21 protein-coding genes are annotated in these 24,369 nt (G+C 42.3%); 12 read left to right on the forward strand and 9 right to left on the reverse strand.

From position 1 onward, the window contains the following. The first annotated feature begins 17 nt into the window (after positions 1 to 17). The 4 genes from C727_RS0105070 to C727_RS0105085 are packed head-to-tail and all read left to right on the forward strand — an operon-like array spanning position 18 to position 6,004. Positions 18 to 1,262 carry a FecR family protein gene (locus C727_RS0105070; RefSeq protein ID WP_017444547.1) on the forward strand — a complete coding sequence of 415 codons (1,245 nt, stop codon included), beginning with the start codon at positions 18 to 20 and terminating at the stop codon, positions 1,260 to 1,262. Further along, positions 1,252 to 2,088 (forward strand): MBL fold metallo-hydrolase, encoded by an 837-nt coding sequence (locus C727_RS0105075; RefSeq protein ID WP_017444548.1) that lies wholly within the window; start codon positions 1,252 to 1,254, stop codon positions 2,086 to 2,088. The genes C727_RS0105070 and C727_RS0105075 overlap by 11 nt, the downstream gene beginning before the upstream one ends. A 13-nt stretch (positions 2,089 to 2,101) precedes the next feature. Continuing rightward, entirely contained in the window at positions 2,102 to 4,333 is a 2,232-nt protein-coding gene (locus C727_RS0105080) for a CHASE2 domain-containing protein (protein WP_017444549.1), read from the forward strand. A 15-nt stretch (positions 4,334 to 4,348) separates the two neighbouring features. Continuing rightward, positions 4,349 to 6,004, forward strand: a complete 1,656-nt coding sequence (locus C727_RS0105085) for an HD family phosphohydrolase (protein WP_017444550.1) — start codon at positions 4,349 to 4,351, stop codon at positions 6,002 to 6,004. 11 nt (positions 6,005 to 6,015) lie between these two features. Here the strand turns inward: C727_RS0105085 and tesB are convergent, their stop codons facing one another. Then, the gene (gene tesB / locus C727_RS0105090) at positions 6,016 to 6,888 is read right to left on the reverse strand and encodes an acyl-CoA thioesterase II (protein ID WP_017444551.1); all 873 of its coding nucleotides are present in this window, start codon (positions 6,886 to 6,888) and stop codon (positions 6,016 to 6,018) included. A 128-nt stretch (positions 6,889 to 7,016) separates the two neighbouring features. Between tesB and C727_RS0105095 the strand changes: the two genes are divergently transcribed. Then, on the forward strand, positions 7,017 to 7,565 hold the full coding sequence (locus C727_RS0105095; protein ID WP_017444552.1) for an NUDIX domain-containing protein: 549 nt from the start codon (positions 7,017 to 7,019) through the stop codon (positions 7,563 to 7,565). A 176-nt stretch (positions 7,566 to 7,741) separates the two neighbouring features. On the opposite strand, the gene C727_RS0105105 is transcribed toward C727_RS0105095, so the two are convergent. The 3 genes from C727_RS0105105 to rsmD form a co-directional block, all read right to left on the reverse strand. Next, on the reverse strand, positions 7,742 to 7,951 hold the full coding sequence (locus C727_RS0105105) for a cold-shock protein (RefSeq protein ID WP_017444554.1): 210 nt from the start codon (positions 7,949 to 7,951) through the stop codon (positions 7,742 to 7,744). A gap of 159 nt (positions 7,952 to 8,110) precedes the next feature. After that, entirely contained in the window at positions 8,111 to 10,021 is a 1,911-nt protein-coding gene (locus C727_RS18040) for a TIGR00341 family protein (RefSeq protein ID WP_017444556.1), read from the reverse strand. A 7-nt stretch (positions 10,022 to 10,028) separates the two neighbouring features. After that, the gene (rsmD, locus tag C727_RS0105120) at positions 10,029 to 10,643 is read right to left on the reverse strand and encodes a 16S rRNA (guanine(966)-N(2))-methyltransferase RsmD (protein WP_017444557.1); all 615 of its coding nucleotides are present in this window, start codon (positions 10,641 to 10,643) and stop codon (positions 10,029 to 10,031) included. 128 nt (positions 10,644 to 10,771) lie between these two features. Between rsmD and ftsY the strand changes: the two genes are divergently transcribed. Genes ftsY through ftsX form a run of 3 tightly spaced genes read left to right on the forward strand, consistent with a single transcriptional unit; the run spans position 10,772 to position 13,601 of the window. Beyond that, entirely contained in the window at positions 10,772 to 11,929 is a 1,158-nt protein-coding gene (gene ftsY, locus C727_RS18045; RefSeq protein WP_017444558.1) for a signal recognition particle-docking protein FtsY, read from the forward strand. A gap of 11 nt (positions 11,930 to 11,940) precedes the next feature. Further along, complete coding sequence (gene ftsE, locus C727_RS0105130; protein ID WP_017444559.1) at positions 11,941 to 12,621, forward strand: cell division ATP-binding protein FtsE; 681 nt, start codon at positions 11,941 to 11,943, stop codon at positions 12,619 to 12,621. After that, a complete protein-coding gene (ftsX, locus tag C727_RS0105135; protein ID WP_017444560.1) occupies positions 12,618 to 13,601 on the forward strand; it encodes a permease-like cell division protein FtsX in 984 nt (327 codons plus the stop codon). The genes ftsE and ftsX overlap by 4 nt, the downstream gene beginning before the upstream one ends. 32 nt (positions 13,602 to 13,633) lie before the next feature. Here the strand turns inward: ftsX and C727_RS0105140 are convergent, their stop codons facing one another. Together C727_RS0105140 and C727_RS0105145 are read right to left on the reverse strand one after the other, a co-directional pair. After that, entirely contained in the window at positions 13,634 to 14,395 is a 762-nt protein-coding gene (locus C727_RS0105140) for a DUF481 domain-containing protein (protein WP_017444561.1), read from the reverse strand. Between the two features lie 16 nt (positions 14,396 to 14,411). Next, positions 14,412 to 15,251, reverse strand: a complete 840-nt coding sequence (locus C727_RS0105145) for a mechanosensitive ion channel domain-containing protein (RefSeq protein WP_017444562.1) — start codon at positions 15,249 to 15,251, stop codon at positions 14,412 to 14,414. A 223-nt stretch (positions 15,252 to 15,474) separates the two neighbouring features. Here C727_RS0105145 and crp point away from each other — a divergent pair, with 223 nt between their 5' ends. Both crp and C727_RS0105155 read left to right on the forward strand, forming a co-directional pair. Then, entirely contained in the window at positions 15,475 to 16,107 is a 633-nt protein-coding gene (crp, locus tag C727_RS0105150) for a cAMP-activated global transcriptional regulator CRP (protein WP_017444563.1), read from the forward strand. Next, positions 16,094 to 16,915 carry a hypothetical protein gene (locus C727_RS0105155; RefSeq protein WP_017444564.1) on the forward strand — a complete coding sequence of 274 codons (822 nt, stop codon included), beginning with the start codon at positions 16,094 to 16,096 and terminating at the stop codon, positions 16,913 to 16,915. Before crp ends, C727_RS0105155 begins: the two co-directional genes overlap by 14 nt. Positions 16,916 to 16,951: 36 nt before the next feature. On the opposite strand, the gene C727_RS0105160 is transcribed toward C727_RS0105155, so the two are convergent. The 3 genes from C727_RS0105160 to C727_RS18050 all read right to left on the reverse strand — a co-directional run bounded on the left by C727_RS0105160 (position 16,952) and on the right by C727_RS18050 (position 21,135). Then, the gene (locus C727_RS0105160) at positions 16,952 to 17,740 is read right to left on the reverse strand and encodes a TIGR04219 family outer membrane beta-barrel protein (protein ID WP_017444565.1); all 789 of its coding nucleotides are present in this window, start codon (positions 17,738 to 17,740) and stop codon (positions 16,952 to 16,954) included. A gap of 82 nt (positions 17,741 to 17,822) precedes the next feature. Beyond that, positions 17,823 to 18,983 (reverse strand): acetyl-CoA C-acyltransferase FadA, encoded by a 1,161-nt coding sequence (gene fadA / locus C727_RS0105165; protein ID WP_017444566.1) that lies wholly within the window; start codon positions 18,981 to 18,983, stop codon positions 17,823 to 17,825. Position 18,984: 1 nt separating this feature from the next. Continuing rightward, a complete protein-coding gene (locus tag C727_RS18050; RefSeq protein ID WP_017444567.1) occupies positions 18,985 to 21,135 on the reverse strand; it encodes a 3-hydroxyacyl-CoA dehydrogenase NAD-binding domain-containing protein in 2,151 nt (716 codons plus the stop codon). Positions 21,136 to 21,277: 142 nt separating this feature from the next. Between C727_RS18050 and C727_RS0105175 the strand changes: the two genes are divergently transcribed. Both C727_RS0105175 and C727_RS0105180 read left to right on the forward strand, forming a co-directional pair. Next, positions 21,278 to 23,200: a lytic transglycosylase domain-containing protein gene (locus tag C727_RS0105175; protein ID WP_017444568.1), complete on the forward strand. Its 1,923-nt coding sequence runs from the start codon at positions 21,278 to 21,280 to the stop codon at positions 23,198 to 23,200. Positions 23,201 to 23,324: 124 nt separating this feature from the next. After that, complete coding sequence (locus tag C727_RS0105180; protein WP_026052574.1) at positions 23,325 to 24,368, forward strand: rod shape-determining protein; 1,044 nt, start codon at positions 23,325 to 23,327, stop codon at positions 24,366 to 24,368. Position 24,369: the final 1 nt, after the last annotated feature.

Here is a 24,369-nt window from a genome sequence, read left to right on the forward strand (position 1 = left end):
TACCGTTGGAGACACTTATGCAGACAAAAAAAATATCCGCTCACGCTCATTTTTTTACGTTAGTTAGCTTGCTGTTTGTTTGGCCTGTGTGCGCCGATCAACCCGCCGGTAAAACCATTATTGCAAAAGGCCAAGTAGAAGCGACGGCCAGTGCAGAAAGTCGTACATTAACACGCCGTGATCCTGTTTATAAAGTTGATACAGTCACAACTGGCAACAACAGCAGCGCCCAATTTAAGATGGTTGATGGAGGGTTATTAGCGGTTAAAGCAAATACCCAGTTAGAGATTTCCAGCTATCAGTACGACCCGGAAACAGGCAAAGGGTCGGCTATAATGAAGCTGATCACTGGTGGTGTGCGAAGTATTAGCGGCCATTTAAAAAGTCATGATGGCAGTTACCAGATGAATACACCTGTGGGTAGTATAGGTATTCGCGGCACTCATTTTGAGATTGAAATTATTGATGGTGAATTATTTATCGCGGTTTGGGATGGTGCAATAGATCTGCTGGTAACTGGATCCGACCAAGAAAAAGTTTCGTTAGGTTTAGGTGAAGACTTTAGTTATGCTCAAGTTAGCGAAACCGGCGAAGTAACAGAGTTATTAAATCCACCTGCAAACTTTTCACCAAACGCCGAACAACCCGTCAGTCAGAATGACACCGATGCATCGAACAGTAATAAGAACCAGCAATCTGAGCAAAAAGCAAATAATACTGAGACAGCCCAGATGGTGCCAGAGATGTTAGATCCTAATAAGACAGGACAGCAAGCGTCAGCTGATGTGCTGTCACTTGAAATACTGCCTGAGCTTGCGAGTGAGCAAACCAATGAGCAAGCAAGCAAAGTCGATTTAGAAAACGATGCGCAAAACCCTAGCCCTATTATCGACAGAGTGGGACAGGCTCAGTTTGATTTGAGCGATCATTCTTTTGCGAGTAATTTAGGAGCCGTCACCGATGCCCAAATGGGTATTCAAGTCAACTTTGATAAACAAACAATAGAGGATGGCTTTTTGTCATTTAATGACGAAAAAGGTGAATGGTATGCGCGTTTTAACGGCGCTATCAGGCAAGCTGAATTAGAACTTGGAGTAAATTTTGCCGCTCATGGAGATAATCTTGCTGAAGGTGAAATTGAAGCTCAGTTTATTGATAAAGATTCAATAGGTGGGGCCATTAAATTGCAGGAAGTTGAGAATAGCCAAGTGCAAGCCGGTGGTCAGTTTACATTAGACGAAGCGGGTCGAAATGAGGATTGAGTTTTATGGTGTGCGTGGGTCTATGCCAGCAGCGGGCCCTGCGTATATTAAATATGGCGGTAATACAGCTTGTGTTCATGTGCAATTAAAAGATGGAACTGATCTGATTTTAGACTCTGGTACTGGCATAGTGGAACTTGGCCATAAGTTGGTACAAAAAGATACCCCTATTCATTTGCTGTTAAGTCATAACCATTGGGATCATATTCAAGGCTTTCCATTTTTCCTACCGGCCCATCAATCGCAGCGGCGGTTGGTGATCACACCTGGTTTAACCGAACCCACAGCAGATAAAGCGATTCTTGAGCAAATGTCAGGCACTTATTTTCCGCTGCATCATACTGATTTAAAAGCGAATATAAAAATAGATACCCATAACGAGGCGGATACTTGGTCAATAGGTCCAGCGACTATAAGTCGTCAGCGGCTCAATCACCCTTCGGCCGGCAGCGCCTATTGTATTCAAACGCCTGACTGTAAACTGGCTTATGTAACTGATAATGAGCTCTACCCACCATACCCAGAAGCGACCAGTTACCAACAGTGGATTGATTTTATAGCTGCGGCAGACGTGTTAATTCATGATGCTCAATATACAGAATCAGACATGCCGTTTAAACATGGCTGGGGGCATAGCCTAGTTGAGCAGGCTATTATGTTAGCGCAAGATGCTAAGGTTAAAAAATGCGTTTTATATAGTCATGATTTGGCTCGCAATGATGAGTCAGTTGATGCGCAATTGAAAAAAATGCAGCAAATAGCCGCTGAAAGAACGCCAGAAATCGAAATTATTGCCGCGTACGAAGGCTTAGTATTGGATTATTAATGGAGCATGTATAATGCCCAAACTGAGTTTTAAACACACCTCTGTACTGGCTGGTTTGTTGTTATCTGGGTTAGTATGTACATTGCAGTTATTGCCGGAGTCCAATCCTATTGGCAATCAAATAGCGCGTGTAGATGCTATCTTATACGATTTGCGTTTTAATTTATTATTATCCCCAAGGCCTGAAAGCGAACAAGCATCCATTGCTGTGGTTGATATTGATGAAAAAAGTATTCGCGCAGAAGGACGCTTTCCATGGAGCCGGAGCAAACTCGCCCAATTAATTGAGCACATTTTTGCTTCTGGGGCTGCTGTCGTTGCGGTTGATATTATGCTAACCGAAAAAGAGCGCAATCCTGTTCGTCAAATATTGCTCAATACGAATGATCCTGAGTTAACCAGTCAATTAAAAAAATTAGAAAAAAACTTTGACGCTGATTATCAATTGAGTCAAACGTTTCAGCTTGGAGATATAGTGCTTGGTGGCTTGTTTGAAGATGATGCTCTGGCAAGTGCAGGGGTGTTACCGAATAAAACTCTGACATTGTCAGCTGATGTGCCGATAAAACAACTTAGCATTCAAAATAAAGCCGCTTATGTGGGTATTACGCCAACCTTAGCAGCAGCGGCAAAACAAAGCCATTTTGATTTTAGTCAAGGCTATATTAACTCAAGCCCAGATGCAGATGGCTCTATTAGACGAGCGTCTTTAGTGATGCGATACGAAGATCAATTATATGCATCTCTGGCTTTGGCTGCAGTGCGAGCCTATCAATTTATAGACCAGATCCAGTTGCAAGCTGAACCTTATGCCAACTATTATAACATCACAGGATTAATGTTAGATCAAACTTGGATACCCACTGATGAGCAGGCCCGGATCTTGATTCCATATCGGGGTCAAGAAAAGAGCTTTCCATATTTTTCGGCCACAGATCTTATTCAGCAACCGCTCGTTCAATCTGAATTAATAGGGGCAATCGTTTTTATCGGCACTTCGTCAGTGGGTTTAGCCGACTTACGAGAAACGCCTGTTGGTTTGCAGTTTCCTGGCGTAGAAGTGCACGCAAACGTGGCCGAAGCCTTATTACTGCCGCATTTAATTAAATATCAGCCCGACATGGCGCTGCAACTAAGCGCACTATTTATTTTGTTAGTAGGCATGTTATTAAGTGTTTTAATGCCGAGGCTTGAGCCGCTCAGCATTGCTTTAATCGGAATTTTTGGTGTAGCACTTGTCATTGCTGTGAACTTGGCTGCATGGTACTACTTGAATTTGGTATTTCCATTGTTATTGCCGTTGTCTTTGGTCCTTTTATTAACGGTTTGTCAGGTCGGAATTGGCTATTTTACCGAAAATAACCAGAAAAAAATGATTAAAAATTTCTTCCGTCAATATGTACCACCAGCACATATCGACAAGATGTTAGCGGCACCAGAAAAAGTTAGTTTTGCTGGTGAAAGAAAGGAGTTAACGGTTCTTTTTAGTGATATCCGTAGCTTTACCAATATTTCGGAAAGCTTATCTGCCAACCAATTAAAACAACTTTTAAATGAATATTTTTCGCCCGTCACTAAAACAATCCTCAATCATAAAGGCACGATAGATAAATATGTTGGTGATATGGTGATGGCGTTTTGGGGGGCCCCATTAGATGATCAACAACATGCACAAAATGCGGTGAAAGCCGCGCTAGAAATTCAGCAGGTTAGCCGTCAGTTAAGTCGTGAATTTAGCGTCAGAGGCTGGCCAGCAGTTAAAGTGGGTATAGGGTTAAATACCGGTGAGATGAATGTCGGCGACATGGGATCAGAGTTTCGTCGCGCTTATACCGTGTTGGGCGACGCAGTTAACCTAGGTAGTCGACTTGAAAGTTTAACTAAATATTATGGTGTAGATATTTTAGTGAGCGGAACATGCCAAAGCTTATGTCCTGACATAATTTTTAGACCCATTGATAAAGTTAAAGTCAAAGGAAAGCAGCAAGCGGTTTTTATCTATCAGCCAATCGGCAGCAAAGATCAAGTCTCTATTGCCGAAATGCAAGAGCTTAGTTTGCATCAGCAAGCTTATCAGGACTATTTAGCCAAGCGTTTTTGTGAATCTGAATTAAAATTTAGACAATTACAGGCAGAGTTTTCGCCCAGATTGGTGTATGATTTAATGATAACTAGGACTAAGCATTACCAACAACAACCGCCAGATGCAAGCTGGGACGGCAGTTATACGCATACCCAAAAATAGAAAAGAGCAACATGTATGAGTCGTCATGTTATGCCTGCCGCAGGCTTGAGTATTGATCAACAAATAGACTATTTGATTCGAGTAGCGACCTCACTGTCGATTGAAAAAAATACCCATAAGCTGCTGGAAGAAATATTGCTGGCTGCACAAGCATTAACAGGTGCAGATGGTGGCACTATTTATTCAGTTACGGTCGACCAGGAATTAGCATTTGAAACCTTGATTAACCATTCACTTGATTTGCACTTAGGTGGCAGTAGTCAGAAAACGGTTAACTTTGCACCTATTCCGCTGAAAGTCGATGGGCATGCTAATCAGCAAGCATTAGTTGCACAAGCTGCAAACCTGAATAAAGTGATTAATATCCAAGATGTTTATCAAAATGAACAAGGTATCGACCTCACCGCAGCAAAAAAGATGGACCAGCAAACGGGTTACCGCACTGTGTCTGTATTAGCTGTGCCCATGTCAGATCCGCATGGTAAGTTGTTTGGCGTTATTCAGTTGATTAATGCGCGTGTGCAAACACCAGATGGTAATTTACAGGTAGTGCCATTTTCTAAGTCCGTTGAAAAGCTAGTTTGCGCGTTAGCATCTCAGGCTTCTGTGGTGCTCAATAATCGTAAACTGGTCGCTGATATGCAAAGTTTGTTTCAAACTTTTTCTAAATTGATTGCTGAATCAATTGATCAAAAATCGCCTTATACAGGTGGCCATTGCCGCCGTGTACCCGAAATCACTATGTTATTGGCAGACGCTGTCAATCAAACAACCGCTGGTCCGCTGGCTGATTTTCACTTGTCCGACGATGATATGTATGAGCTCAGTATCGCCGCTTGGTTACATGATTGTGGCAAAGTAGGGACACCAGAATATATTATGGATAAGGCAACTAAACTTGAAACGGTTTTTGATCGCATTGAACTGATTAAAACAAGGTTTAGCTTATTTAAAAAAGACCTAGAACTTCAAACAATTAAACAATCACTAAACTTGCCAATAAGCGATCGTCTTCAATTACTGGCCGAGTGTGAAGCCGAAAAAAATCGCCTTGATGACGATTTTAAGTTTTTGCAAGCGATAAATTTTGGTTGTGAATTGATGAGCGAGGAAGCGATAAGCCGAGTGGCAAACATCGCGGCTCGTTGTTATTTATCGGATGATGGACAACGGCAACCGCTATTAACAAAAGATGAAGTTAAAAATCTAACCATTGTGCGTGGTACTCTAAATGATGACGAGCGTAAAATAATCAATCAGCATATCGATATCACAATTAAAATTCTTAACTCGTTACCCTTTCCAGATCATCTTAAGAATGTCCCCGAATATGCTGGCGGCCACCACGAAAAGATGGATGGCACCGGTTATCCGCTTGGCCTAACTCGCGAGCAGATGTCGGTGCCAGCACGGATGATGGCAATTGCCGACATTTTTGAGGCATTAACTTCGTCAGATCGACCTTATAAAAAAACCAAAACGTTGAGCGAATGTTTACGCATTTTAGGTTTTATGAAACTGGACAAGCATATAGATCCTGATTTATTTGACATATTCATTGAACAAAAAGTTTATCTTAAATTTGCTCAAGTGTATTTGTCCCCCGAGCAGATAGATCCCATTGATGAGAGCAAAATACCTGGGTATAAAGGCAATCCGCCGCTTTGTTAAGCAGCATTAACCTAATTGTTGAGCTTAAGTTTTTCACGTAACAAGCCTTCTTGAGCTGTGGATGCAACCAAGTCTCCAGCACGATTGAATATTTGCCCACGAACCAGACCTCTAGCGCCTGAAGTGACAGGGCTATCCATTTGATAAAGTAGCCACTCAGAAAAATCAAATGGACGGTGAAACCACATTGAATGATCAATGCTAGCGACCTGCAAACCAGGATCCATAAATGAGCGGGCATGGGGCAATAAAGCAGTAGGTAAAAAGTTAAAGTCAGAAGCATAAGCCAATAAATATTGATGAACTGGATGAGGCGCATCAAGTTGCCCGTTTGCGCGTATCCAGACATGGCGACTTGCTTCTGCTGGTGCAGGTTTTAATGGGTTAAATGGCTCGACTGGGCGGCTTTCTATCGGGCGCTCGCAAGTAAACTTATCTCGTATTGGCAACGGAATTAAATCTGCGTGTTCACGTGCCAGTTCTAATTCAGATTTTAATGCTTCGGGTGGTGTCACATCTGGCATTGATTGTTGATGAACAAAGCCTTCTTCAGGCAACTGAAACGACGCTGACAAATAAAATATCGCTTTGCCGTGTTGGATGGCTTCAACTCGGCGGGTCGAAAAGCTGCGTCCATTACGGATCACATCTACTTTATACACAATCGGTTGTCGTACATCACCTGGGCGTAAAAAATAGGCATGTAAAGAATGGACTTGGCGTTCGGGATCAATGGTTTTTTGTGCTGCTGACAGCGCTTGACCTAACACCTGTCCGCCAAAAACCGCACCAAAACCAAGATCTTGTGACGCACCTCGATATATTCCGGCTTCTATATCCTCTAGCGACATTAACTGAACTAATTGGTTAAGTACTTGACTCATAATGACTTTCCTTATTTTTTACAGGTAAGACCAGTTGCTTAATATGGATTATAGCTGAGTTAATCTGGCACTCACAAGCACTATGCTTTATTGTGCAACATAAATGTTTATTGAATAGGAGATCCTGTATGTTAGACGAAAAGAATCCATGGACGTTATTATCAAGTCGACAGATATACGAAAATCCTTGGATAAAAGTGAGGGAAGATAAAGTACTGACACCCGCAGCGACTGAAGGTATTTATAGTGTTGTTGAATTCCAAAATTCAGCAGTGGGCATAGTGCCAGTCGATGAAGAGGGCAATACTTGGTTGGTCGGCCAATGGAGATATCCATTAAATAAATATAGCTGGGAGATAATCGAAGGTGGTTGTCCAAAAGGTGAAGCAAGCGAAGTGACGGCTCAGCGCGAACTGCAAGAAGAAGCAGGCATCACGGCAAAGCACCTTAAACCTTTTTTACAGATGTCCTTATCTAACTCTTCTACTGACGATCAAGTCATTGTATACCTAGCGACCGGCCTAACATTTGGTGACGCCGCGCCGGAAGAGACAGAAGATTTAAAATTAGTAAAAATGCCTCTGCAACAAGCGTATGAGTATGCATTATCAGGTCGTATCCATGATGCTATATCGGTTGCTGCATTATTTAAGTTAAAATTAGAAGGTGTTTTTTAAACGCGTAAGGAGCCGCTGTTTTTTTGATGGCGGCAATATGCAACATGGCAAATTAAAACCAGAAAGAGGGCAAAATAAAAAGATTATAAACTTGAAGCAGAAGGGGGAGACAAAAAGCCGACAAAGGTTTGTCGACTTTAACATCTAATGGTTAAATCACAAAAGATTTAACAGCCTTATGCCGGTACAACATTCTCAGCTTGAGGACCTTTCTGACCTTGAGTAACAGTCATAGTTACTGCTTGGCCTTCACGAAGGGTTTTACGTCCAGATGCAACGATTGCGCTGTAATGAACGAATACGTCCTTGCCACCTTCTTGTTCAATAAATCCAAAACCTTTTTCATCATTGAACCACTTTACTGTACCGCTAACTTGATTTGACATTTTTTTCTCTTACAAAAAGTAAAACTAAACTACCAAACGATCTGGTAATTTTTCTGCTGCGTTATCACGCAAATCCATTGTAGCAATAAAATTGGTTAAATGTCGTCCACTTTTTTTGTTTTTTTGCGAATTAATTTTTTCATCCAATTTAAGGGGCTACTAGCGTTCCAGAACAAGTGTCATTTGGATTGTAACTGCTTGTTCAAGTTCGTATTCAAGTAATTGTTTTATTTCGTTTAACTCATCCTCAGTTGGATAGTTTTTAACAATTAGATCAAACTTTACCAAAATAGGAGACGAGTTCTGAATTTCTAAGTTAGTGATAGTGCCCTGAGCTAATTCGATTGAACGTATTTGATTAGACCAGGAATTTTTATCCATCATACGGACAAAACTGATGGCTAACGGCACTGAAACTAGGGCTGTGACCAAAACGGGAATAATTAATCCCTTTTGTGCCATCTTAAATGGTGAAAAACCTAACCAAGAAAAGGTGATAGCGGCAGCCAATACAATGCCTGATAAGTTGGTTAAAAATAATAAAAAAGAGCCAGCAAGCATATCCAAATCGAGCCAAGCGAGGGCGATTGCAGTGGTTGCCAGTGGCGGCACTAAAGCAACCGCAATTGCAACACCGGCCAAACTTTTTGCTATCTCAATTCGGCTATTTGCGTAGGCGGCAGCGACCCCAGAGATAATTGCTACGCCTAGATCTAATAAATTTGGCGATATGCGAGCAGCCATTTCATGGGTCATACTATCTAACGGGATCGCCAGAGCGGTTAAACTACCTGAAAATAATGCCAGTACTAAACCTAAAAAAAGGGTTTTACTCGACTGAGTTAATAAGGTCTGATCTTGGCGGACTGTGCCCATGGCTAACGAAATTATAGGCCCCATCAAAGGAGCCAAAATCATAGCACCTATAATAACTGGGGCGGAATTAGCAAATAATCCAACGGTTGCCAACATAGTTGACAGAGCCATTAGTGTTAAAAAATTTCCAGATGCGAGCGCGTTCTCCCGCAGCGATTGATATAGTTCTCTAAACTCTTCGGTGCCGGCGTGAATGTTCCACGGCAGGTTTTTATTATCTAGCTCAGCCACAGCATCTGCTGTGGGTAAATGTTGGGTTCGAAAAACTTCTTTCACCTGAGGAGCGCTGCGCTCAATCTGTAGAAAGCGCCCCGGTATTAAACTAAGGGCTGATTTTTCAATCTCTAATGTGAGTTTTGAGTCTAAGTGCTGGCGGCCATCAATTTTAAACTCGATCGGCTTGCCCGTTGTGATTTGCATCTGATTCGTGCGGATATGGCCAATAAAATCAGGTAGTCGGCTTGATGGATTAAAAACACTTTTAATTAAACCAACAAATAATTGGCGCAAACTTCTGGGTGCTAAAAAAACGGTATGGAACATACCATCATTAATATTCGACTCTCCAATCAACTGTTGCACAAAACGCGTATTGCTGGCGTGTTCAATAATTGAAATAGCCGTCGCCGCTGTAGTGATTGATTTACCTTTGGCTGTGCTAAGGGTAACTTTAAAGGGTATTTGATTGCGTATCTGACGCCAGCGGCGGCCAAAGCTACGGACTCGATCAATTAAACTCGGTGGATTCATACGCACAGGTCTTAAACCAACAAAATCACCCACTTCGACTGAGTTTAAAACCATCTCTTGATTGCACTTTAAAACATCGACTAAGTGAGTCGGTTGGGTAAAAATATCAGCAATGGCTTCGGCAAGTTCAAAATGAATACCAAAACCAATGACAGTTTGAGGCGCATCTGGATGCGGCAATAAAGCAACACTTGCTTGATACGACGCGATTAACGGAAGTACTTGGTAATTGTCTTTGTCACTGAGATATAAAATGCATAGATCGGCCGGGCCGAGTTCAAGTTCACCGTTTAAAAAATTGTTGACCGGGCACTCGGTAATCGTTTTTTTTGGCAGTCGTTCGGACAATAATGAAGTAAGTTCGTTTGGTGCAGCCTGCCCGCAGATTAAAAAAACACGCACATCAGGGGTGATGATAAATGGTTTGGGATCCTTATTTGCCATATAAGATTTAACCTACTTGATAAAGGTTGAACTGACTTTGCCCCGCCCGAGATGATTTTAGCAAGTGCCAATTATCAGGTAAAACAAGGTCGGTTAGCTCTGCTTCGTGCTCTATATATACCAGACTCTGAGTAGATAAAAAGCCATTTTTCTGTAAATTATTGCAAAGCTCAGCAATTAAATTTTGTCTAAAAGGCGGATCGATAAAAATAATATCATATACTTCGCTGGCTGGCTGAGCAGTGTAAACAAGCGCATTGCCTTCAATCAGGCTAAATAAATTGGCTGGCGCTTTTAACTGGCTGATATTGTTTGTGAGTTGCAGGCAGGCTTTTTTTGATAACTCTGTCATTACAACTTTAGCTGCCCCGCGTGAAGCTGCCTCAAAAGACAAAGCACCACTACCGGCAAAACAATCCAGGACTTTGGCATCACGGACATCAAACATCAACCAGTTAAAAAGTGTTTCTTTGACTCTATCCGTGGTCGGGCGTAAACCTATTTCGTCTGCGACGGGGAGCTTGCGGCCTTTCCACAAACCACTAATAATCCGAACTGAACCAGAACTTTGTGACGCTTTATGCTTTGCTTTGTTTTGTCTTTTCGGGGAGCGTGATACCATTATCAACCTGAAACCTTTCTGTTTAATGGTTATTGTACAATAATCTTGGGGTCTGTGGAGTATTCACATCCAATTGCTTGAATTAGTTGAGCCGATCCTAAGTCCTATGAAAAGAGAAATGATATTCGATGAGTGAAAAAAAAGGTCTTTTCGGCTGGTTTGGCCGAAAAAATGAAAAATCAGAAAAAAAACAAGTAGAGCCGGCAGCAGAATCAAACCCAAACAAAACTGCGATTGATGAAAGGGCTGAAATTGCAACCAAAGCAGGTGAATCAACTGACGTCTCAGCGAACAGCAATCTTGTGACTGAAACCCCAGTTGAATCGGTTGAAAAAAACAATACTGAAGCTGAGCCAAAAGTCGGTTTTTTTGCGCGCCTAAAATCGAGTTTAAAACGCACCAAACTCTCTATCGGTAGCGGACTTGCAAATTTATTTAAAGGCAAAAAAATAGATGATGAATTGTATGAGGATCTCGAAACTCAATTGTTGATGGCTGATGTTGGCATAGAAACAACCACAAAAATTATTGACGAAGTGACCGAGTCGGCCGAAAAACAACAATTAAAAGAAGCTGAATCGCTTTACTCAGTGGTAAAAGATCGTATGTCGGCTATTTTAAAACAAGTTGAACAGCCTTTGGTGCCTGAAAATCCAAATGGCCCTTTTGTTATTTTAATGGTTGGCGTAAATGGAGTTGGTAAAACCACAACAATTGGCAAATTAGCGCGTCAGTACCAAGCGCAGGGTAAGTCTGTCATGCTGGCGGCTGGGGATACCTTCAGGGCTGCCGCAGTTGAACAATTGCAAGTATGGGGTGAGCGAAACAATATTGCGGTGGTCGCTCAACATACAGGCGCTGACAGCGCATCTGTGCTATATGATGCGTACGCCTCGGCTAAATCAAAACAAACGGATGTATTAATTGCCGATACCGCGGGGCGTTTGCAAAACAAAACGCACTTAATGGAAGAGCTAAAAAAGATAGTCCGCGTAATGAAAAAAATTGATTCAGCGGCCCCGCATGAAGTTATGTTAGTGGTAGATGCCACCACTGGGCAAAATGCGGTCAGTCAAACTAAGTTATTTGGTGAAGCGGTTGGTTTAACTGGCATTACCCTGACAAAACTTGATGGCACCGCTAAAGGGGGAGTGATTTTTTCGATTGCTGATCAGTTTAAACTACCCATCCGTTATATTGGTGTGGGTGAAGCGATTGAAGACTTACGTACCTTTAATGCCGATGATTTTATCGAAGCATTATTTACAGAAGAAGAGGCTCAGTAAAGCGAACTATCATGATTAAATTTGAGCAAGTATCTAAAACCTATGCCGGTGGCCAAACCGCTCTTAGAAAAGTGAGCTTTCATTTACAGGCGGGAGAAATGGCTTTTTTAACAGGTCATTCGGGTGCTGGCAAAAGTACCTTGCTTAAATTAATTTCGATAATGGAGCGCCCAAGTGCTGGCGAAATTTTGATAAATGGCCACGCACTCAGTCGCATTGGATCGCGGCAAGTTCCATATGTGCGGCGTGATATTGGTATGATATTTCAAAATCACAGGTTGTTAAAAGAGCAAACTGTGTTTGATAATATTGCGCTACCACTAGTCATTGAAGGGTATAGTGGGCGGGAAGTTCACAACCGTGTCATGGCGGCACTTGAAAAAGTCTCGCTGACCAGTAAACAAAGGTATTTGCCACATATGTTATCTGGCGGTGAGCAGCAGCGGGTTGGCATTGCCCGGGCGATAGTTAATTCTCCACCTATATTGTTAGCGGATGAACCAACCGGTAATTTAGATCCTGAATTATCTGTTGATATTTTGCGCTTGTTTGAAGATTTTAATCGTGCTGGTGCTTGTGTATTAATAGCTACTCATGATTTAGGTTTAATTGCTCGTCTTAGGTATCGCACGCTAACATTAAAAAATGGCGAAATGAAACAGGACTTTATGCAAACAGGGCAGTCATCATGAGTTTATTATTTAAACGGCGAAGCTCAGGCGCAACTGAACGTAAACTCACCATATGGCAAAAGATCACGGCTTTTTTTCTTGCCCATGTTCGTCAGTGGCTGGCTTCGCTCGGGGGCATTTGGCGAGATCCCATCCCCTCGCTACTAACCGTTGCTGTGCTTGGTGTTAGTCTCACTTTACCAGCAACCTTGTATGTGATTGTTAAAAATACCCAATCAGTTGAAGACAGCTTTCAGAACGCCGCACAAATTAGTTTATTTTTAAAACAACAAAGCTCGCAACAAGAAACGGCTGAATTTGTCAGACGTTTGCAACAAAATCATAAAATAGAAGCGGTGCAGTTTATTTCTGCTAGTGCTGGGCTTGCCGAATTTAGTCAAAGCTCAGGCTTTAACCAAGCATTGAGTTTGTTGGATGAAAACCCTTTGCCTGATGTTGTATTGGTGATACCAGCCGCTGATTATCGCACAGCCTCAGCAGCACAAACTTTGTTAGAAGAGTTAGAATCAGCGGCTAACGTAGATGCTGGTAAGCTGGATATTACTTGGTTAAAACGGCTCAATGCAATCGTCAGTTTAGTACAAAGCGCCATGAGTGCTTTAACTTTATTATTGTGTTTATCCGTGTTACTGATTGTGGGTAATACCATACGTTTATCTATTGTTAATCGCCGTGAAGAAATCGAAGTGCAAAAACTTGTCGGTGCAACAAATGCTTATATTCATCGGCCCTTTTTGTATACAGGTTTATGGTACGGTTTTTTTGGTGGCTTGATTGCTTGGTTAAGCATTGAAGTGATCCGCTGGAATCTATCGGGTGCGATTTCTGAAATTGCCAGTCTGTACCAGAGTGACTATATACTGATTGGCCTGTCTGCTAATGAAATGTTGTTTTTATTAGGGATCAGTATGGGCTTAGGTTTGGCCGGTTCATATCTGGTGGTGCGTGGACAAATCAAACAGATAGAGCCTGAGAGTTAAAACCGACTTTGCAAGCAAAGTCGGTTGGGCTATTAAAATAAATAAACCAATGTGATACTGGTTGTAGTATCTAAGTTTTCTTTATCTTCAGCTACTTCTGAGTTATGCGTCATGGTATACGCCGCTTTTAGGCTAAGGTTACCCATTAACTTGGCACTCACAGCGGTTTCCGACTTGGTACGGGTATTTTCATCTGAATCAAAAGCTGCTTCAGTACTTAACAACTGGGTGAATTTTGCATTCTCACTGAGTTTGTATTGATACTCAGCTGCTAACCGCATCACAACGGCTTCATTTGTTTCACCTGTTTTTTCAAGCTCATTGAAGGTATAACCTGGACCAACGCTGTATTTTAAAAACGATGCATCATTTTCAAACAGCTGATCTGAATAACCCGCAGCAATTGTGCTTTGGTAATTGTAACCACTAAATCTATCGTCTTCATATGAACCATAAATGAATAATGCACTATGTTCAGTATTAAGTTTGTAATCACCTTGAGCAGATGCAAATACACGCTGAGCCGTCGTTTGTTCTTGATCAACGGTTTGGCCGTTTATTTCAGTTTGGATCTCGTCTTTTTTATACAGAGCATCTAATTGGTATTGATTGCGCCAATTTTCCATATCATGAGTGATACTCACTTTACCTTTTATTGACGTGGTCTCAGTGTTACCTGAGGTCGCAATAATGCCTAGTTCAACTTCACCGACACTTGGTTTTTCAGCAGCGTTTGCTGTTAATGCACATAATAAAGCGCTGGTTAAACCAGTGTATGTTAATGTTTTTTTCATCTTTTATCCTTAATCTTTATTTTGCTTTTTTGCTTGGCTCCGCGTCTTTGTGCAAATGAACATCCATTTGCGGGAACGGAATTCCAATACCAGCGTTGTCTAATTCAATTTTGATCGTTTTATGCAAATTATAATATAACGCCCAGTAGTCAGATGATTTTACCCAAGGGCGAACAAAAAAGTTCACTGAAGAATCTGCTAATTCGCCAACACCAACAGTGTATCCGGGGTCTTTTAATACCAACTCGTGGTTATCTAAAATACTTTTTAATAAATCTTCAGTTTGTTGGAGATCAGCATCATAGCTGACACCAATCACCAGGTCTAAACGACGTGTATCGTATTTTGAAAAATTGGTGATTGGCGAACCCGTAATTTGTGAGTTAGGCACTACAACATATTTATTATCTGGCGTTGTCATTATGGTAGAAAATATCTGAATTTCTTTCACGACCCCTGATACACCGCCGGCTTGGACAAAATCACCTGCTTTAAATGGACGAAAAACAGTCACTAAAATACCCGAGGCGAAGTTAGACAAAGAACCTTGCAATGACAGACCAATTGCTAAACCAGCTGCACCTAAGATGGCAACAAAAGTCGCGGTTTGAATGCCAACATGGCTCAGCGCAGCTATAATAACCGCGGCTGCCACAATTGCATGAACCAGACTCGCAACAAATGAAGCAACAGCCCCATCAACAGAGCGTTTTTTTAGCACCCGTGTGGTCAGGCCTGCAAAATAACGAGCAATTTTAAAGCCAATCCATAAAATCAGAATAGCCGTTATAAAACTGATTAAATAGCCTAATAACATTTCTTGGTTATCGTTAAACCAAGTTGTAATGTTTTCCATATGATCTCCTTTTTTTAAACAGACCTAGAGGTTAAGATGATTAATAATAAATATTTAAAAGTAGATAACTATTACTAAAATATTATCACTAAGTCGATACTTTATATTTTCGCGTGCAAGATTATCAGAGAACTCAGTGCTTTTTCTCTGATAAATTGTATTATAAGGGGAAAATATAAAAGTTGTGTGATATATCACAAAATTTAGGAATGAGAGATTAGCCATGACGATGCCATACCATGTTGCAAACGATGAAGAGTTGCAAACATTTATAAAACATTGTACTCGACGACGTTATCCATCCAAAAGCACTATTATTTGTGCTGGGGATGAACCTGATGCTTTGTATTTGCTACTAGATGGTTCTGTCAGTGTGAGTGTTGAAAACGAAGAAGGCCGTGAGTTAATTTTGGCTTATTTAAACCCTGGTGAATTTTACGGTGAGATGGGGCTTTTTGATGGTCAATCTCGAAGTGCGTTTGTGCGTGCCCGCAGCGAATGTGAAGTCGCCGAGATTAGTTATGAGCGTTTTAAAAAATTAGTTAAACAATACCCAGAGATATTATTTAGAGTTTCTACTCAATTGGCCCACAGGTTACGTGATACGTCACGTAAAGTGGTTGATTTAGCTTTTTTAGATGTGACTGGGCGCGTGGCCGCGGCATTATTGGATCTATGTAAACAGCCAGATGCGATGACACACCCAGATGGCATGCAAATTAAAATCACCCGCCAAGAGTTGGGCCGAATTGTTGGTTGCTCACGTGAAATGGTTGGACGTGTTTTAAAAAATCTAGAAGAACAAGGGTTAATTGAAGCACACGGAAAAACCATGGTAATTTATGGCACTCGCTAACTTAGTTACAACAAAAAATAAGTTGATTGCTGGTGGTTTGACATGGGCGCTGAGTTTTTTTAGCCCAACGCTCAGTGCTGCACCTTATTTGTTAAAAAGTGATATTTTGTCCGCACAAGCGACAGGCAAGATCGATAAAAGTGAAATAAACAACAAAGTACAAGCAAAATTTGAAGCGCAAAAAATTGCTCGAAAAAAAGCAGCAGAATCACTTCGTCAGCAAATCGCTAATTTGCCAATTACACAGGAGCAAACATTAGCTCAGCTGAGTTCATTGAATCAAACTTTTGCGACCCGAGTGCAAGGCAGTTTGCAAGGAGCCTTTGTACAATCATCAAGTGTCCAAACGGTTAACGGTGGGGTAACAGCTGATGTTACTTTGGGCGTGTGTTTAAATAACTTTGTAGAACAATGTGTTGGCAAACAAGATTTAAGCAATGCTTTATTGCCTTTACTCGAACCTGAATCAGATATTGTTGAGCGTTATAAAACGGAACAATACCCACAAGCGATTCAGCGCGCGTTTATCTTTGCTGTTGGGCAAAAAAATTATTCAGCGACCCTGCAAACAAAAATATATACTGAGCAGGGACACTTAGTTTTGCAATCGAGTGATTTGGCGCAGCAGGATAAAAAAGCCTTTGTTTGGCGGGCAAAAACGGCGGATCTAAGTGGCTATAAACCTATGATAGTCGAGGTGAGGGAAGTGAACGGCAGTGATTTAATTATTTCGGAAAATGCAGCAGCGGCAATATTGGCTAATTTACGTCAGTCAGAGATAGATGGTTTGTTTGTTGTGCAGTTTTAATCAAGGTTGCACGAATAAGCGCAACCTTGATTGTCATTAAAAATGAATTTGCAGGCCGGCATAAGCGCCGTTAAATTCAAGATCTGAATAAATATCTTCTAAATCATCTAACTCTAAAGCAAAGCTGCGGTATCCGAGTTGCACACTCATATCCACGGCCAAATTATCAACAAACTCGTAGGCTAAACCCAATTGATAATCGGTTAATGAATGATCACCAACCGTTAAAAGGCTGCCATCTGCATAAACTGAAAAACCTGTGCCCGGCAAAGCGACTTCAGCGGCTAAATAACCCATAGGGACAAAACCGCTAAAGTCTTCGCTGCTGCTGGCTGAGGTGCCGCTAGAGTTATTTTCGGGTACGCCTGTGACTTGGATTAAACCATCGATGTGTTTAACGTTTAAACCAAAATCAAAGCTGAATAATCCATTATCAAAAAGCTCGTAATATAAAATATAATCGGTATTGCTTAAATCTGCATTTACCGACACATTAGTATTTTCTGGATAAGTTTGACCTGCAAATGTATAAGAGTTATCAATCACACCACCACCTTGTAAATCTTCCATTTGGTTATGGCGTAATTTAATGTTGGGGATAATGGGTACTAAATGTTCTAACGCTACATAATAAGAGGCATTGCCAGCATCATCAAAAGCAAAAGTTTCTTGATCATCTGCACTGCTACCAAATTGCCCCTCAGGTTCGATATTCCAGTACTGAGCGCCCGCATAAAGACCTAATACTGTGTCTGCCTTAGCTTGCATACTGCCGACTAATAATGCGCTTGCTAAAGCAAGCTTTAGTTTGTTCGTTTTGTTCATTGGGTTCCCTTAACTACATTTTGAGTGATGTATTTATCTTATCACCGTTAATACTAAAATTAAGTATTTAAGGGGCATAATTTTAAACCCGTTCAAAAATTGTCGTGATCCCTTGGCCCATGCCTATACACATGCTGGCAAGCCCAAGTTTAACTGAGCGTTGTTGCATTAGGTGTAACAGGGTGGTGCAAATACGTGCACCCGAACATCCAAGTGGGTGACCAAGCGCAATGGCACCGCCATGTTGGTTAATTTTGTTATCCAATTGAGCGGTTAACTCAAGCGCTTGTAAAACTGTAAGCGTTTGTACGGCAAAAGCTTCGTTAAACTCGAATAAATCAATTTCATTGAGCGATAAATTGGCCCTTTTTAGCGCTTTTAGGGTAGCAGGTACTGGGCCATACCCCATAATTGATGGGTCACAACCCGACACTGCCATACTGCGAACTCGCGCCATCGGTTGTAACCCCAATTGTTTAGCTTTGTCAGCTGACATGATCAATAGCGCAGCTGCACCATCAGATAAAGCAGATGCGTTGCCCGCTGTTACTGTTCCTTGCGAGCTAAATGCAGGTGGTAATTTAGCAAGTTTAGCGGCTTCGCTGTCTGCTCGAATGACTTCGTCATCTTGTGCCAACATCAAAAATCCGTCAGCATTGTGGGCAGCAACTGAAATTTTTTCATTATCGAATAAAGCTTGGTTTTGCGCGGTCGCAGCTAACTGATGAGAGCGCGCGGCAAACTCATCTTGCTGTTGGCGACTGATCGAAAACTTTGTCGCCAGTAGTTCGGCGGTTAAACCCATATTTGTTGCGCCTTGAGCACTTCGTTTATTTAGCGCCGGATGAAAATCTAGACCATGAGTCATAGGCACATGCCCCATATGCTCAACACCGCCAACGATAAAAATATCTCCCATGCCTGTCATGATTGCCCGCGCTGCATCATGTAAAGCTTGCATTGATGAGCCGCATAACCGATTTACAGTGACCGCCGCAGTTGAGTACGGTAAACCGGCTAATATTGCTGCGTGGCGAGCAATATTAAAACCCTGCTCAAGCGTTTGCATCACACATCCCCATACAACATCTTCTATTTGTTCGGGCGGAACTTCAGGGTTGCGGGTTAATAGTGCTTGAATCACTGCAGCAGAAAGCGTTTCAGCACGTTGCTGACGGTAGATCCCCCCTTTTGAGCGTCCCATTGGCGTTCGCACTGCATCTATAATGACAACTTCTTGCATCTTATGCCTCCTCAAAAAAACTACGCTGACTCACGGCCATTGACGTCAATTTGGGTGGCACTTGATAAGCGGCTGAGAGCGGTTTGAGTTTGTTTGCTTTGTTTATTATGGTGGCGATACCTGTTTGTTCTAGATAACAGATAGGTCCACCTCTAAATGCCGGAAAGCCGAGCCCATAAAGTGCTGCTATCTCCACCTCAGAAACGCTACTGACCAAGTTTTCTTGCAGACAATAAACGGCTTCAAAAATAAAAGGTAACAGGCATCTGTCAATAATTTGTTGCGAGCTGAAATTCTGTTGTTTGATATTGAGCTCGTTTTGCAGTTGCTGTAAGTACCCATCATTTCGTTTTTGCATAACACCGTGTTTATCAGCTTGATATTGGTAAAAACCAGCCGCTGTTTTTTTGCCTAGTCTTTGCTGTGCAGATAATAATTTAAAAAGATTAATCTTAGTTTCTGGCATACGCTCTGGGTAAGCCTTCGTTAAAATACTTTGCACACTAGCCGCGGTATCTAAGCCAATAATATCTAATAGCTCGCACGGCCCCATCGGCCAGCCGAACTGTTTACTCAATGCCAGATCGACTTGTTCTATGGATGCGCCCTCTAAAAATAATTGATGAACGGCATTTAGATACGCGAACAAAATACGGTTTACCAAAAAACCAGCACCATCATTTATTTCAACCGGTGTTTTTGCTAGCCGTTTGGCAAGTTGATGGGTTTTGGAGAGCGTTTTTTCAGTGGCCTTATCCTGTTTAATAATTTCAACCAGTGGCATTTTTTGCACTGGATTAAAAAAATGTAATCCGCAAAATTGTCTGGGGTTGGGCAGGGCCTGCGCTAATTCGCCGATCGATATACTTGAGGTGTTGCTTAACAAGACCCCTTGTTTAGATACTAAGGGAGCGATTTGCTTTAACAAATTTTGTTTAGCTTCTTTTTGCTCGACAATCGCTTCAATCACATAATCTTGTTGCGGTAAACCATTTAAGTCTGAACGAAATGCTAGTTTTGCCAGTAATTCAGTCAGCCGAGCTGGTTTTAGACGACCCATTTTAAAATCTTTTTGTAGCTGGATTTGTATTTTTTCTTCAGCGCGTTTTAATGCGCTTATTTGGCTGTCAAATAAGGTAACATTGAGGCCGCTTGTCAGTGCCTGATAGGCGATGCCACTACCCATAATGCCAGCACCACAGACTAATATGGAATCACCGACTGCACCGGTATTGTGGGCTTTTTTGGCTTTCTTTTTAACCGCTTGGTCATGTAAAAAAACTCGAACCAACGCAGTGGCCTGTGGGGTTTGCACTAGTTGGCTAAAATACGCATGTTCATTTAATAATGCCTCGGCGCGTTTTTCATCTAGGCTTTTTTCGATACAGCGTAAGGCTGCATGGGGGGCTGGGTGATTTTGTGAAGGCAATGATGCCAGTTTAGCCTGATGCGTAACAAGACACATCTGCCGCTCGTTTCCAGCGATTGGCACTGCTTGTAATTTAGCCGCACGTTTTTGTTGCCAATCTAAATCACCGCTAGCAGCTCTGTGGATACAGTCAATGGCCGCGAGTAACAATTTATCAGTACTGACCACCGCATCGACGAGCGTAAGCTGAAGTGCCTTTTTTGCATCTATTGCGCGACCGGTTAAAATCATCTCCAGTGCATTATCTAAACCTATGAGTCTAGGTAGACGTACGCTACCGCCAAAACCTGGCATTATGCCTAATTTAACCTCAGGTAAACCAATAGATGCTTGCTGATCAGCGATGCGATAGTCGGTGGTTAACAGAGTTTCACAGCCTCCACCGTAAGCAAAACCATTAATCGCTGAAACGGTTGGGAACGGAAGGTCTTCAAGCTGATTAAATTCATTGCAAATTTGCGCCAACCATTGTTTGAGAACTGGCTCGGGTTGTTTAAATTTAGCTAAAAATTCAGTGATATCAGCACCTGCAATAAAAGCTGGGCAGTCACTAGATATAATTAAACCAGTTGCGTTTTTTTGTTTAATTATTTGAATTGCGCTCGCAAGCTCTGCGAGGGTAGCCGAGTCGTAAACATTCACCCCTTTAGCAGAAGCAAATACTAATTGTAAAATGTTTGACTCTAGTCTTTTTAAATAAAGGTTGTTACCCTGATACAACATAGAACCCTCTAAAACGTTCGGCAGACATAGATTTGAGTGTAATCACTTTTGTGGTTTATTCAAACGTCTGTTTGATTTTTGAACCTCTGTTGGTTAAGTTGAGTCGAAAAACAAGCACTAACTCCAAGGAAACTAACATCAAATGAAGTTTAGGTTAACTCGCTCATTGTGGCGCGTACTGCTACTGTTTACGCCGCTGCAGGCAATGGCTGAGCAGCCCATTGAAATTCAGAGGAAAAACTTTGTAATCGCCGAGCAACAAGCCGCTTCTGGGAGCTGGCGCACTGTGCAAAAGTGGCGAGAGTCACTGGCGGATTATCCTTTGATGCCGTATATCGAAATGGCCTATTTAAAAAACCATGCGTTTCGCGCAAATGAGAAACGTATTAACGAATTTTTGCGTATCTATGAAAGCACTCCAATGGAATGGCCAGTTCGCAAAGCTTGGTTAAATTACCTTATTGAAAAAAAAGACGCCGTGGCTTATTTAAATGCCTTTAAACCGACCTCAGATGCGCATTTGACTTGTTACCAGCATAGATTTGAATTGCAGCTGGGCGCTAAAATAGAATCCATCGCAGATAAAGTTGCGGATTTATGGGGTGTAAATAAATCTCAGCCGAAAGCTTGTGACCCTTTGTTTAAAGTTTGGGCTGATGCCGGTTTGCGTACTCACGATATGGTCAGAGCGCGAATAAAAAAAGCCGCTGATGGCGGTAGCCACTCGTTAATCCCCTATCTCACTCGTTTGCTCCCGGCTGGTGAGCGAAAGTGGGCCACCGCTTGGCATAGAACTCGGCGGAATCCAGCGACCATTTTAAATTCAAAAATGGTCAAACATAGCGGCGATAAGTGGATTGAAATTCATGCATATGGTCTGCAACGGTTAATTTGGCGAGATACAGAGCGAGCGTTAAAGCATTATCAGCGATTGGCGGATAAAAAACGATTTACGCCAGCGCAGCAGGCCGAAATTGCAATCACTTTTGGCCTTGCGTTAGCCAGTGATCAACACCCCCAAGCGCTCTTTTGGCTGCAAAAGATACCGCCAGAAGCCGGGACCGAAAAAACTCGTCAATGGCACTTGGCTACTTTGGTTCGCCAGCAAAGCTGGTCGAGGTTGATCTCTTTTATCAATGGTTTAAATCAAGAGCAGCGCGCAGAAGCTGGGCATAGATATTGGCTAGCGCGAGCCTATCACGAATTGGGCGATTTAAAAAAATCCCGTGAGATCATGCTCGAAGTTGCTGGTTTACGCCATTATTATGGCTTTTTAGCTGCCGCACGTTTAGGGACTAAATATCAGCTCAACCATGACAGCATTCAGCTAAAGCCTGACTTGGAAAAAGCGGTTCAAACAGCCCCCAGTGCGCAGCGTGCATATGAATTTTTGCAATTGGGGCGCGACTGGATGGCTCGACATGAGTGGTATAAATTCCGCCAAACGTTAACCAAAGAGGAGCAGGGCCATGCGGCTTATCTGGCGCATAAGTGGCATTGGTACGATCAAGCCCTGCGTGGTATTTCACTTGCTGGTTATAATAATGACGTATTGTTACGTTTTCCTAAAGCCTACCAAAAAGAATTTGTTGCTGCGAGTAAAGACATCGGGATAGCGCCGAGTTTGGCGATGGCTATCGCCCGACGCGAAAGCTCGTTTGCCGCTGATGCTCGTTCAGGTGCTGGTGCTCGTGGGTTAATGCAAATTATGCCAGCCACCGCCAAAGTGCTCGCTGGTCGCAAGTTTGATACCCGTAAGCTATATGATCCTCAGACCAATATCAAAATGGGAACAGGATATATAAAATCTTTAATAAAACGCATGAATAACAGTGTGCCTCGAGCCATCGCGTCGTATAATGCTGGCTGGGGGCGGGTGCAGGACTGGCGACCTGAACAAGGTAGTATGCCAATGGAAGTCTGGATTGAAAACATTCCGTACACCGAAACCCGAAATTATGTAAAAGCGGTATTGGCGTACCAGCAGGTATATGAAATGCTTGAACAGCAGCCAAATGACATCTTTAGTCGAATTATTGAGGAGCAGGTCACCGCAAACGATTAACTAATAGTGCAAGGCGTGATAAATCATGCAATATTCGCTGGCTTTACTTGCCCTGAATGCGGCGCGTTGGTAAAGTTAGCGGCAATTTTTTTGTCGGCTATTTCTGAAGGGACAACATCCCATGATATTTAAAAAGCTTCGTGGCGTATTTTCAAACGATCTGTCTATTGACCTGGGGACAGCTAATACACTTATTTATGTTAAAGACCAGGGTATTGTATTAAATGAACCCTCTGTTGTGGCGATCCGCCAAGAGCGTTCGGGTGGTCAGCGGTCAGTTGCTGCCGTTGGTGCAGCGGCTAAACAAATGTTGGGGCGCACCCCAGGTAACATCAAAGCAATTCGGCCAATGAAAGATGGTGTCATTGCAGATTTTTATGTGACTGAAAAAATGCTGCAGTATTTTATTAAACAGGTTCATGAAAATAATTTTTTACGTCCGAGCCCTCGAGTACTTATCTGTGTACCTTGTGGCGCAACTCAAGTTGAACAAAGGGCGATAAAAGAGTCTGCTGCAAGTGCTGGCGCGCGTGAGGTGTATTTGATTGAAGAGCCTATGGCTGCCGCAATAGGTGCGGATTTACCTGTCTCTGAGGCTACCGGCTCTATGGTGGTCGATATTGGTGGCGGTACCACAGAAGTAGCAATCATCTCATTGAACGGCATTGTTTATTCATCATCAGTGAGAATTGGTGGTGACAAATTTGATGAAGCCATCATCTCTTATGTGCGCCGGAACTTTGGCAGCATGATAGGGGAAGCCACTGCTGAACGTATCAAACACGAAATTGGTTCTGCTTATCCAGGTGATGAAGTGCGTGAGTTGGAAGTGCGTGGCCGCAATGTTGCAGAAGGGGTTCCACGTGGATTTACCCTCAACAGCAATGAAATTTTAGAAGCTTTGCAAGAGCCTCTGCAAGGCATAGTTTCCGCGGTTATGGTGGCGCTTGAGCAATCTCCTCCAGAATTAGCCTCTGATATTAGTGAACGTGGCATGGTTTTAACCGGTGGTGGAGCTTTATTAAAAGACCTAGACCGCTTGTTAATGGAAGAAACAGGCATTCCAGTTGTGGTCGCTGATGATCCCTTAACCTGTGTTGCCCGTGGTGGCGGTAAAGCAATTGATATGATAGATGTCCATGGTGGCGATCTGTTTGCTTATGAATAAA

It is taken from the genome of Gayadomonas joobiniege G7 (assembly GCF_000300815.1).
Lineage (GTDB): Bacteria > Pseudomonadota > Gammaproteobacteria > Enterobacterales > Alteromonadaceae > Catenovulum > Catenovulum joobiniege.

What these genes read in the sequence shown, in the direction of transcription:
- C727_RS0105145 (WP_017444562.1), bottom strand. Translation starts at nt 15,251, where the DNA reads ATGGAAAACATTACAACTTGGTTTAACGATAACCAAGAAATGTTATTA.
- C727_RS0105070 (WP_017444547.1), top strand. Translation starts at nt 18, where the DNA reads ATGCAGACAAAAAAAATATCCGCTCACGCTCATTTTTTTACGTTAGTT.
- ftsY (WP_017444558.1), top strand. Translation starts at nt 10,772, where the DNA reads ATGAGTGAAAAAAAAGGTCTTTTCGGCTGGTTTGGCCGAAAAAATGAA.
- C727_RS0105085 (WP_017444550.1), top strand. Translation starts at nt 4,349, where the DNA reads ATGAGTCGTCATGTTATGCCTGCCGCAGGCTTGAGTATTGATCAACAA.
- C727_RS18050 (WP_017444567.1), bottom strand. Translation starts at nt 21,135, where the DNA reads ATGTTGTATCAGGGTAACAACCTTTATTTAAAAAGACTAGAGTCAAAC.
- C727_RS0105155 (WP_017444564.1), top strand. Translation starts at nt 16,094, where the DNA reads ATGGCACTCGCTAACTTAGTTACAACAAAAAATAAGTTGATTGCTGGT.
- ftsX (WP_017444560.1), top strand. Translation starts at nt 12,618, where the DNA reads ATGAGTTTATTATTTAAACGGCGAAGCTCAGGCGCAACTGAACGTAAA.
- C727_RS18040 (WP_017444556.1), bottom strand. Translation starts at nt 10,021, where the DNA reads ATGGCAAATAAGGATCCCAAACCATTTATCATCACCCCTGATGTGCGT.
- C727_RS0105160 (WP_017444565.1), bottom strand. Translation starts at nt 17,740, where the DNA reads ATGAACAAAACGAACAAACTAAAGCTTGCTTTAGCAAGCGCATTATTA.
- C727_RS0105175 (WP_017444568.1), top strand. Translation starts at nt 21,278, where the DNA reads ATGAAGTTTAGGTTAACTCGCTCATTGTGGCGCGTACTGCTACTGTTT.
- C727_RS0105105 (WP_017444554.1), bottom strand. Translation starts at nt 7,951, where the DNA reads ATGTCAAATCAAGTTAGCGGTACAGTAAAGTGGTTCAATGATGAAAAA.
- crp (WP_017444563.1), top strand. Translation starts at nt 15,475, where the DNA reads ATGACGATGCCATACCATGTTGCAAACGATGAAGAGTTGCAAACATTT.
- C727_RS0105080 (WP_017444549.1), top strand. Translation starts at nt 2,102, where the DNA reads ATGCCCAAACTGAGTTTTAAACACACCTCTGTACTGGCTGGTTTGTTG.
- fadA (WP_017444566.1), bottom strand. Translation starts at nt 18,983, where the DNA reads ATGCAAGAAGTTGTCATTATAGATGCAGTGCGAACGCCAATGGGACGC.
- C727_RS0105095 (WP_017444552.1), top strand. Translation starts at nt 7,017, where the DNA reads ATGTTAGACGAAAAGAATCCATGGACGTTATTATCAAGTCGACAGATA.
- C727_RS0105075 (WP_017444548.1), top strand. Translation starts at nt 1,252, where the DNA reads ATGAGGATTGAGTTTTATGGTGTGCGTGGGTCTATGCCAGCAGCGGGC.
- tesB (WP_017444551.1), bottom strand. Translation starts at nt 6,888, where the DNA reads ATGAGTCAAGTACTTAACCAATTAGTTCAGTTAATGTCGCTAGAGGAT.
- rsmD (WP_017444557.1), bottom strand. Translation starts at nt 10,643, where the DNA reads ATGGTATCACGCTCCCCGAAAAGACAAAACAAAGCAAAGCATAAAGCG.
- C727_RS0105140 (WP_017444561.1), bottom strand. Translation starts at nt 14,395, where the DNA reads ATGAAAAAAACATTAACATACACTGGTTTAACCAGCGCTTTATTATGT.
- ftsE (WP_017444559.1), top strand. Translation starts at nt 11,941, where the DNA reads ATGATTAAATTTGAGCAAGTATCTAAAACCTATGCCGGTGGCCAAACC.